Source organism: Novacetimonas hansenii JCM 7643, from assembly GCF_000964405.1.
GTDB classification, from domain to species: domain Bacteria; phylum Pseudomonadota; class Alphaproteobacteria; order Acetobacterales; family Acetobacteraceae; genus Novacetimonas; species Novacetimonas hansenii.
The window spans coordinates 1-3502 of record NZ_BANE01000088.1; the positions used below are offsets into that span (position 1 = coordinate 1).

The 3502-nt window shown below is 62.8% G+C and carries 2 protein-coding genes; one reads left to right on the plus strand and one right to left on the minus strand.

Annotated features, from left to right (window positions below; genetic code table 11):
- Positions 1-2381: ComEC/Rec2 family competence protein (locus tag B7G66_RS07085; protein WP_369688282.1), on the plus strand; the 2381-nt coding region annotated here is incomplete at its 5' end.
- 415 nt (positions 2382-2796) lie between these two features.
- Here the strand turns inward: B7G66_RS07085 and nth are convergent.
- Entirely contained in the window at positions 2797-3459 is a 663-nt protein-coding gene (nth, locus tag B7G66_RS07090; protein WP_048858960.1) for an endonuclease III, read from the minus strand.
- Between the last annotated feature and the right edge of the window lie 43 nt (positions 3460-3502).

Sequence of the window (3502 nt, forward strand, 5' to 3'; positions counted from 1 at the left end):
AGCATCTTCACCTGTTTGAAGGCACGCATTCAAACAGGATCTGCCCTAACCTGACGGAGCCCCCCATTCCCCACGCCCGATGGCATGCACGATGGTCGTCCCGATGGCCCTGCCGGTGGCTTTTCCCACGGCTTTTCCTGTCGCTTGCCCGGTGGTCTGCCTTGTGGCCTGCCTTCTGGCTTCATCCCCGGTGGCCGCGTCTGTGGTCGCATGTGCGACGCCTGTATGCGCGGTTTGCAACGGATCTGGCGGCGCGGCTGTGGATGCAGCGCGGGCGGCTGGCGCTGTGGCTACCGGTGGCGATGGCTGGGGGGAATGCGGCCTATTTCACCTTGTCGTGCGAACCCGGCATGGGGTGGGTCATGTTCCTTGCCATGGTCGCGCTGCTTGGGGCGGGGCTTGTGCGCTGGCGTGGCGATCTGCTGCGTGTGCGTATCGGCGCGGGCCTGTCATGTGCCGCCGTATGCGGGTTCCTTGCCGCATGGGTGGCCGCGCACCATGCTGCACCATTTCCCGACCTTCCGCATCGCGCCACCCATATGCGGGGGCAGATCATCGCGGTGGAGGACGTGGCCGCACCGGATGGCGGGACGCGCCGTCGTGTGGACCTTGCGCATGTGCGCCTGCTTGATGGCGTTGATATCGGCATGCCGCCGATGCGCCGCATGATCCGCCTGCGCCTGCGTGATGGGGACATGCAGACGCTGTCGCCAGGGATGTGGATCACGGTGCGGGCACTGTTACGCCCGCCAATGCCGCCGGACCTGCCCGGTGGGTATGATGCGCAGCGACGGGCCTGGTTCGCGGGGATCGGCGGATCGGCCCGTGCGCTGGATGTTGCCGTGATGACCGCCGGTACGGCGGGGGCGTGGTCAGTCCGGCTGGGGCGGGTACGGGCGCGTATTGCGCAACGGGTCATGGATGTCCTGCCGGATCAGCGTGGCGCGATGGCCGTGACGCTGCTGACGGGGGGATCGGGCGGGCTTTCGGCACGGACGCGTGCTGATTTCGCGGATTCGGGGCTGGCGCACCTGCTGGCTGTGGCGGGACTGCATATCGGGATCGTCATGGGGCTGGGCATTGCGGTCGTGCGCTTCGTTCTGGCGCTTTCGGAACGCGCATCACTTTGGTGGCCGTGCAGGCAGGTCGCGGCGGTGGCGGGGCTGGTGCTGGGATGTGGCTATGTGCTGCTGACGGGTGCGCACCTGCCGGCGCAGCGCGGCCTTGTGATGGCGGCCGTGGCGACGCTGGCGATCCTGACGGGACGGCGTGTGCTTTCCCTGCGTTCCCTTGCGCTGGCGATGGGGGGCATGCTGCTGCTGGAACCGGGGGAGATGCTTGAACTGCCGATGCAGATGTCGGCGGCGGCTGTCATGGCGCTGGTGGCGGGGTTCGAGGTCTGCGCGGTGCCGCTGCGCCTGCTGCGCGACGGGGAATATGCATGGCAGCGTATGATCGGGCGGGTCGGGCATCTGTCTTTGGCCAGTCTCCTTGCCGGATTGGCCTGCCTGCCGGTTGGCATGGCACATTTTGCGGATGTCGGCGCATGGTTCGTGCTGGCCAACCTGATTGCGGTCCCGCTGGCGGCGCTGTGGATCATGCCGTGTGCGATGGGGGCACTGGTGCTGATGCCTGTGGGCCTTGATTCGCTGGCGCTGGTGCCGATGGGATGGGGCAATGCGGTGGTCATCTGGCTGGCGCATCATGTTGCGGCATGGCCGGGCGCGCATGTGGGTGTGCCACAGATGCCCATGTGGGGACTGGGACTATATTTCGCGGGTCTGTGCTGGTTATGTCTGTGGACGCGTCCGACCTGGCGGATATGCGGCGTCATGCCGATCGCCATCGCCATGGTGACGCCATGGATGGTGCGTGCGCCCGATGTCATCATCCCGGCACAGGGACGGATGCTGGCGGTGGTGGATGGCCCCCGGTTGCTGGTCGCGCCAAAGGGGCATGTGGATAGCTTCGTTTTGCGCGACTGGGTGCGCGTGCTGGACCGTCGCGTCGTCATCGTGGACGATGACATGACCACGCCGGATGGGCGTCTGACCTGTCAGGCGGGCATGTGTGTGCTGGCGCGTGGGGGACATCGTATCATGATGCGTTTGCGCGATGGCACGGCGGCGGCATCCTGCGCCGGGATGGATGGCGTTGTGATACTGTCCGGTGCATTGCGCGCCGTGGGGCAGGGGGCGTGTACTGACGTGACGCCTGTCGATTATCTGACATTATGGAGATCAGGCGCGCAGGCGTTGTATCTTACGTCCCATCACGGGGTGGTGGTACGTTCCGACCGGCAGGTGCGTGGCGCACGGCCATGGGTGATGGGACCGGGGCAGCATGGGACGCCCAACCTGCCGATGGCGCAGGCGGAATAGCGCTGCGTGAAGGTCTTCCGGCATGATTGCTTGGGAGGCTGTTTGAAAACAAATCATTGATAAGGAACAGGAAAAGTTTTTGGGTGCCGTCTTTTTTCAAAAAGGCGGCGTCTTCTGAAGCTTTTTGGAAAAAAGCTTTACCAAAAACCTTTATAATTTCAGGATGTTATTCAGCCTGTTTTTTTCAAACAGATTCTAAGGGATGGTAAAATCCCTTGCCTGATCGTGATATTTTGGAAATTTCCAAAAAATTTTATTATTTTCAGTGTGTTGTCGGCGATTGCTTTTTTAATACCTAATCTTTGGGATGGGTATGAAAGCCTCGGAGGCGTAACACTTATCTTTCAGGCGGAGGGGACGCCTTTCGACAAAAGTTTCGCCAGAAAACTTTATCTCACGTCATGATATTTTCAAATCATGCCTGTGATGTGGGGGCGTCGTGCCGGATATCATCCTTCAGGCGATACTGGCACGGTGCAAAGGCGGGACAGCGCCAGCATTCGGGTTTGCGGGCCTTGCACACATAACGTCCCTGCAGGATCAACCAGTGATGGGCGGGGCGCAGCATGTCGGCGGGGATGCGTTTGACCAACTGCTCCTCTACCGCGCGTGGCGTTGTGCCAGGGGCAAGGCCGGTGCGGTTGCCAAGGCGGAAGATATGCGTGTCCACCGCCATCGTGCTGTCGCCAAAGGCGATGTTCATCACCACATTCGCGGTCTTGCGTCCCACACCGGGCAGGGATTCCAACGCCGTGCGATCATGTGGCACCATCCCGCCAAAGCGGTCGAGCAACTGTTGCGACAGGGCGACGACATTGCGTGCCTTGGTCCGCCACAGCCCGATGGAGCGGATATGCGCGCCAACCTTTTCCTCGCCCAGTGCAACCATCGCCGCCGGGTCGGGCGCGTCGGTAAACAGTCCTGCCGTGGCGCGGTTGACCGATGCATCGGTTGCCTGTGCTGACAGCACGACGGAGACCAGCAGCGTGAAATCATCGACGAAGTTAAGTTCGCTGCGTGCCTCTGGATTGGCGGCGGCAAGCTGTTCGATGAAGGTGCGGACTTCGGCGCGTGTCATGGCGCGGCGGGCAGGGCGGGGGCCGGGTCGGGCGGGGGTGGTC